We start from the raw sequence: 6,226 nt of genomic DNA, 5'->3' as shown, positions 1-6,226 counted from the left end.
GACAAAATCAACGCACTTTAAAACCGGAAGGGCCAGTAAACGTCGTGAACTGACTGCCCGAACTCATCGATCCTTGAAATAACTACTCGTCGGTGATGACTTCTAAAGAATGAAGCTCGAGGGGGTGCGCTTTAATACCAAATGGTTGAATTCCAATTTCTTCAACTGTGAAGTCATGCGGAAGATTGATGCTGATTTCCTGGGTAGTTCTTCCTCTATTGGTCTTAATGTAGCGGAAATATCCAATTGAGGAATATGGTGATACCGATAGGCCATTAATTGGGGTTTCGCTTGGAACCAGAAGGGTATTATCTGTGGAATTACTGATTCTAAATTTAATGAGTGCCGAATTAGGACCTACGTCTTCCTTGAATGAGGCATCGATGCGAAGAGTGAAGTTTCCATTAATGGGGGAGATTTTTACAAAATCGCCCGAGTTGATAGATGGATTCCCTTTAAAGAGCTCCAACCGTTTGCGATTTTTGATTGTTCCTCGCATGGTCGGAAAGAGTTCTTCGACATTCCAAGACGGTGGAAGTGAGTCGAAATAATTGAGTTCACGAATGATTTCCAAGTCCTTATTTGTTGCGTCGAATGTGGTGTCTTGGCCCACATGACGGGTCCAAAAATAGGATGGACGTTCGGAATTTACGATGACTGGGCCAAATCTATCGGCAAGGTGGTGAGACGAATCTGGAGGCGAAATCAATCGGCCATTGCTATCTGTGGCATAGATTCCGAGCAAGCCGATTGCAATTTTAGGTCGATAGCATTGTCGGAAAGTGCTGAACTCTTCCCCGTTGTAAAGACCAGTAATACCCAACGCAAGTGATACCTTCATTCCTGCGAATGCGGGCGATAGGTATCTAGCGGTTTGATCGAAAAAATCCGGAGTTAGAAGATCGTCGTCGTCGAGTCTGTAGATTCCAAAAGCTTTGGAACTTCCGGCTAAGTCGAGTCCAATTTTGTAGGGATTCAGTTTACTCTTTCCGTCGGTATGTGGCTCTAGGATGATAAACTCATATTTGCTTGAGAGCTCCTTCAGCTGTGAGATGTATTTTTCAGGCATCTCAGTCGAATATCGAATAAGATGACGAATTGGATACTTTTCCGCCGCAATCGAAATGAGTGGAATACTGAATTTGCTAAGAATGCGCAGGCGGGGTTCGATTCGTTCGGGGGAATAAAGATAGTCAAAGTAGTCTTTGGCTGAATTAAAAGCGGAAGTTGATTTCCATGCTGGAGATGTAGGATCGTAAATACTGAAGCGAGTAGTGCCTACGAATGCCATTCTGAAATCCTTCTATAGTCCGTCGTTATGAGCTACGCGAGCATTTACCCGCAGTGTTCTAGTAAATAATAGCATGAGTCGGCCTTATGGCGGATGCTGAAAATGGGGAGTAATGCAAGCGTAAAGGCGTTTTATGGGCTAAAGGGTATTTGGAATTGGGCATTTGAAACTGTCGGTGAAGTGGCATTTATGGTTACGGGGTGCGAAGCGGGGTGAAGTAGAACACGACGGATTCAGAGGGCATCATAACAGGGGGGGCACCCGGTGCGAAGACGAAAGCTCGTGCGCAGTCTTCTGAACACGCCAAGGAGTTGTGCTGTGAAGCCTTCTGGAAACCGGCTCGTCGCCTACACTTTCGGCCGTACCATGGAAATCGGTCTTGCCATCACCAGTGCCTGAAGTAGGTCGCCTTCCTATCATCGAGGACAGGCCAATAGCCGCCATCCGCGTGTGCCCGGACTGCGAGTAGTCAGGTATGCCCCGCGACCTCGCGGCCCGTCGACTCGCCGTTCTTCCCGTTGTGGGATTCCCGCCAGGCTGCAAGTAGGACGCCTCAGATTCCTGTGTACAGCCATGTCGTGTGTGAGAAAGCTCTTCTAGGCCATACCGGCTCGCGCGGATGGCGGAGCGAAGCGCCCTCACTGAGTCTTGCAGTGCCTAGTCAATGACCATATGAGCGTTTCGGTCACAGCCAAAGCACGCGGTGTGGGACGGGAGTTGGTTAACAATGTTGCACTGGATGCCTGCCGTCGTATCGTACTCGACGACCTCCTACCACTTCGATGTAGTGAGGCATCCTGGGAGTCGATGAACAAGTATGGATACCTAGTCGCAAACCACGCCAGGCACCAAACCTGGTGAACATCCTCATTGATCTTATTCCGAACTACGTAGCGACTTTGGCTTCTTCTTTGAATAGGAATGCAAAAAGAAATCTCGCATGGTCTCAGTTTGCGGGTCCACCGCGGTAGCAAGTTTTCAACATGTGGGGACTATTAAGCGGAAGTCGCCTGCTTCCTCGAAAGTATGCTGGAGTAATCGGATCTTCTGGCGGATCAGTTCAGTGATCGGATGGGCTGTCCTCTTCACAGCTTCGACAGAACACGTTTTTGGCATAGCGGCCAATCCCTCTTTGTCGCAATGGTAACTGCAGTACAGGTGCTTCAAACTGGCTGGGGATCAAGATGCGCATGATTCAATTTGATTCCGATGCTAAGTACATTTGTGTGACAGTGTCGAGCAAGATTGCACTATAGCTTGGGAAAATGAGTTAGCTGAGAGTGTCTCGAGATGCTTGGACCTTCGACCGTGACTTATTGTAGAACTGCAACTGAATGCATTGTCGTATGAAGTCCCGTGACTTCAATTGAATCGCATCTGTTAAAAGGAAGTATTGAAGGAATCATGAATACAAGTCAAAGCCTCTTTGCCCTAGACAGTAGCTTGAGCTTCGATTTGAGCTCCGAGTCAGAGGGGGTGTTTCGGATTTCGGGTCAATTCTTTGCAAGGCAAGATCAGCGAATCGTCGTTGGGATCGAGCAAGGGCAAGGGCCTACGCCCAGCGGGTTTGTGCGCTCTCCAGCTGGTTTTGACTTCTTCTATCTTATTGGTACTGGGAAACTTGAGCGATTCGAAAAACAGTTTTGGATGGAAGGTCTGTCGAGTCTGAGTATGTTTCTTCGACGGTGGTATACAGACTCTGAAATCTATTTTTCCATAGACGGAAACGATTTTGAAAATGCGGTGTTCGTTATGGGAAGCTGTGTTTCGCGTGATGTCTTTGAATATGTACAAATTCCGCTTGCAGGTTATAGAGCACGTTTCAGTTATTCGACACTTCATTTACCGCCTATTTACCACGAAAAAGAGCATCTGGATCTTAATCCAAGCCCATTTCAGAGAAGAATGGTAGAAGGTGATCTTAGTAAAGCGAATATTAGGCTCGCACAATTAGCGGCAGGTTCTACTATCTTGGTTGACTATATTGACGAGCGCCTTCCTTTGTTCGTGGGGTCGCGTAGTGTGTACACCGAAAGCCCCGAATATCTCGCAACTGGACTCATGCGTGGAGGGAAATCAATCGACGTGTTTTCGGAATCGTACTTTATGAATTTTGAAAAAGGGTGGAAGTTCTTTACTTCAGCATTGAGTCAAAAGGCGCTATTGATTAATAAAGTGTTTTGGGCTACGCATTCCTCGGCGGGAGGTCTCTTGCCGGATCAGAAACTCATTGCTAAGCAAAACGCTAAACTGCAGCGCCTATATGATATCGCAGCTCGTGGGAGAGACGACAACATTAGATTTCTTGAGTACCCGGACTCTACCTTCTTGGCGGATGAAAAGCATCGATGGGGGATAAGTCCATTTCACTATTCGAGCGTTTTCTACGAAGCTCAAGCTGATGCTATTCAAAAGGAAGTCATTGGATCTCATACTTAATTACTGTGGGGGCAGTGGGCTGCTACCCGGCGCTGTCTGGGTGAGGGAAAGCTCTCACGACGCGGCCGTCCAAGCGGGCGACCAGCCACATGCGACATCCATATCGATAATGGATGGGATCCGAGCTTTGGTATAGGAAAAGGCTGCGGCGTGCGCTCCTAAATCCACACGAAATGTCTCTTAAGTCCAGCTTAGGGTTAAGGGTCAAAAGCGTGGCTGGAATCGGGGATTTTTAGGTGCTGACCTGTAGGGTCTCGCAGAATATACGCTTTGGGAGCATTTATCTGGGGCTGGGATGCCCAATCCACGGTGCGGCTGCCAACCTGTGGTAGTTAACGGGCGATGTGGTGATTCATTGCCAAAAATCGACCACACTAACCCTGCGGTGGAGATACAAGATGCAACGAATCGAACGGCTGAGGCTTCGACCGATGGCGGTATAGACCAAGTGATTCTCCGCCAACAAGATTCACCCCGATGTCACCAATGCAGCCGTACCTGCCCAGCCTATCGCCTGCTGCGCTGCGCCGACACCCTGAACGGAACTAGCTGAATGAAATGGCTCTAGTGTCGCGCACGTTGGAACGCTGGCGTGGTAGTTGTAGTTGTTGCCGGCCGGCGTTTTCTCGTGCACCGTCGGCCGTACTGGTTATCCCAACGACTAGGACTTCACTAACACCGTCGACGCCTAGTCGGCCGGCCCGGAAGCTGTCAAATCTAGCCCCAGCGACACGCCGAACCAGACACACATTTTGACCCTTAACCCTTCGCGGGGATGGTTTTAAAGCAAAAAGCCGCCTGTTGCCAGGCGGCTTAATTGCTCCTCCAACTGGGCTCGAACCAGTGACCCTTCGATTAACAGTCGAATGCTCTGCCAACTGAGCTATGGAGGATTATGCGTATGCTGCTGGGCAAGTGGCCTTGCTCCGTGCAACGAGATGTAACTATATAAGGTCTTCTCCAGAGAACACAAATCGCCTGTACAACACCCATTTTAAATGTACGTAGTGTGGCGCCTTTCAGTCCTGTTTCAAGCAAAGCTAGACTGTCATCAGGTAACGCTCGCAGGGAAGAGGTAGAGGTTTCTTCATGTTTGTTGGACACACTCGCTTTAGTCTCTTCGTCCCCGATTCGGCGTCGTGGCGAGCAAGCAATGATCAGACTGGGTTCTCGGAAGACGAGTACCGCGACTACCTCTACGACGATGCACGTCTGTCGTTGCGCACGGACATTTTCCTCAACCACACCGTGCCAACACTTGCGAAAGCCGCTGAAGGCTTCGACGTGAAGCACGTTGTCTCCTTCTCTGAATCCTTGCCGCAGAAGTTCAAGGCACAGCTGCAGGAGGCAGCGGACAGCTTCGACGTATTGCACCTCGACGAGCTTCCAGATGGTGATAGCGGATGGACCGCAGTACGCCGCTACGTCCAAGGAATTGGGTTTAAGGGCACGTTTGGGCGCTACCGGCTAGATGACGATGACGTCTTGTCCGCTCACTATTTCCAAACCACAGCGCCCTATATCAAGCCCGAGTTTGAAGGCATGCTCGTTAGCATGCCGCTCGGCATCGAGGCGGTCTATGCAGATGGTCAATTCTTCCACCTGCGCGAAGCCCACACACCTATGAACTCGATGGGCCTCATGTCCGTCTGCGCTGTGAAGGAAGACGGCACCGTCGTGGAACCCCAAAGCGGGCCGCACGATAAATCAGACCGATATGCGCCAGTGATTTTGGACGCCTCCCAGGTAGGCTACTTGCGCGCGATCCACGCGGGCCAGGACAATGCCATGCGCCATGAGCCCGGCGTGGTCATGGCACGCCTCATGGAGAACATGGCGGCGTTCCCACCATTTACGGATGTCGCTGCCCTTGAAGCATCCTTTCCCACGGTGGCCAAGCAGATGCAGAATACAAGCACGCCGCTGAGCATTGATGAAACCGTTGGCAGTGGCCAGCACTACCTTCTTCAGCCCACCAGCGGGGACGTCAGCTTTGTTATCCACGGAGAGTCAGAGTGGGAACTTGATAATGAGCTCCTTGTGAGCCTGTGGGTCGAGGATTCCCGTGGTCGGCGCGTTCCCTCCTACAAGACGGTCGAAGGGTTTGCTGCCTCAAATAACCCGAGCATCGGACATTTCGCGTACGTTCCCACGGAGAGCGGAACTTTTCAAACCTTGGTGAGCCTACATTTGGAGCACGGCTACGTCCTTCGTGGCTTCCGTATTCTGGCACAAAGCGAGCGAGCCGAAGGGGTCCAGGTCAAAAAACTGGTCATGCAACAGCGAGGCGGGAAAGCACGCTTCGTCAGCACTGAGGACTGGGAATCAGCTCGAAGTCAAGGTGTGCGTGGACTAGTTGCCCAAGCCATCGACAGCGTCTATCAGAACCGGACCAGTATCGTGGCTAACATGCGCAGCGTTCTCGGGGAGGACCGTTCCAACAAAGTCATCGCGCGCTTGGACCAGCTGAACAAGAAGCTACGCAACTAGGCGGCG

General features: G+C 50.6%; 3 protein-coding genes and 1 tRNA gene. 2 read left to right on the top strand and 2 right to left on the bottom strand.

What is annotated here, in order from left to right:
• Positions 1-82 precede the first annotated feature (82 nt).
• Positions 83-1,291, bottom strand: a complete 1,209-nt coding sequence (locus HMPREF2806_RS12910; RefSeq protein WP_083306478.1) for a glycosyltransferase — start codon at positions 1,289-1,291, stop codon at positions 83-85.
• A 1,356-nt stretch (positions 1,292-2,647) separates the two neighbouring features.
• On the opposite strand from HMPREF2806_RS12910, the gene HMPREF2806_RS00090 reads away from it, so the two are divergent.
• A complete protein-coding gene (locus HMPREF2806_RS00090) occupies positions 2,648-3,730 on the top strand; it encodes a DUF6270 domain-containing protein (RefSeq protein ID WP_158013193.1) in 1,083 nt (360 codons plus the stop codon).
• A gap of 820 nt (positions 3,731-4,550) precedes the next feature.
• Here HMPREF2806_RS00090 and HMPREF2806_RS00085 read toward each other — a convergent pair.
• Positions 4,551-4,623, bottom strand: a tRNA-Asn gene (locus HMPREF2806_RS00085).
• A 196-nt stretch (positions 4,624-4,819) separates the two neighbouring features.
• Between HMPREF2806_RS00085 and HMPREF2806_RS00080 the strand changes: the two genes are divergently transcribed.
• Complete coding sequence (locus HMPREF2806_RS00080; RefSeq protein ID WP_070515499.1) at positions 4,820-6,220, top strand: glycosyltransferase; 1,401 nt, start codon at positions 4,820-4,822, stop codon at positions 6,218-6,220.
• Positions 6,221-6,226: the final 6 nt, after the last annotated feature.

The organism is Corynebacterium sp. HMSC076G08, from assembly GCF_001811515.1.
In the GTDB taxonomy this organism is placed as follows: Bacteria; Actinomycetota; Actinomycetes; order Mycobacteriales; family Mycobacteriaceae; genus Corynebacterium; species Corynebacterium hiratae.
This window is presented reverse-complemented; position numbering and strand designations above follow the sequence as displayed.

What these genes read in the sequence shown, in the direction of transcription:
- HMPREF2806_RS12910 (WP_083306478.1), bottom strand. Translation starts at nt 1,291, where the DNA reads ATGGCATTCGTAGGCACTACTCGCTTCAGTATTTACGATCCTACATCT.
- HMPREF2806_RS00080 (WP_070515499.1), top strand. Translation starts at nt 4,820, where the DNA reads ATGTTTGTTGGACACACTCGCTTTAGTCTCTTCGTCCCCGATTCGGCG.